Source organism: Aerococcus sp. L_32, assembly GCF_050689315.1.
The window spans coordinates 1-546 of the sequence record NZ_JBOEQF010001225.1 but is presented as its reverse complement, the minus strand read 5'-3'; the positions used below and the strand labels follow the sequence as shown (position 1 = coordinate 546).

Here is a 546-nt window from a genome sequence, read left to right as displayed (position 1 = left end):
CACTGCATTTGGGTATAAGAACCCGTCTGTAGTCACTAATTCGACGTTTAAATCAGGATAGGCTTGCGCTAAAAAGAGTTTCAGCAATCGAGCTGTCGTACTTTTCCCAACTGCTACCCCACCGGCAATGCCAATAATAAAGGGCGGGATTTCTCCAGTGATACCGAAGAAATTGGCCCGCTTTCTTTCTAGGTTCTTATAATTTTCACGATAAATGGCAATCAACTGGGTTAAAGGTTTGTATACTTCGTTTGCATCTTTTAAAGATAGGGAATCATTTAAAGATGTTAGCCGGTCCAATTGTTCATTGGTCAGCTTGATTTCAAACTCTTCGTTTAAGTCTTTTAAGTATTGATTCCATTCCATTCGTTCAATAATATAATAGTCTCTATTTACTTGCATACTTACTCCAAACTAGCCGGTTATTTTACCTGCCATGTGATCTCTGCTAAACAGTGGGCGTTATCTTCACTATCGATGACATGTTGCGTGTTGAAAGTATCATCCGATTTCAAGTCTTCAGATAATGTTGATAAATCAGAATGT

Annotated in this window: 1 pseudogene; it reads right to left on the bottom strand. The window is 38.5% G+C overall.

Annotated elements, in window-relative coordinates:
- A pseudogene (locus ACRCJ0_RS19055) lies at positions 1-402 on the bottom strand (type I pantothenate kinase); the annotation flags it as partial.
- Positions 403-546: the final 144 nt, after the last annotated feature.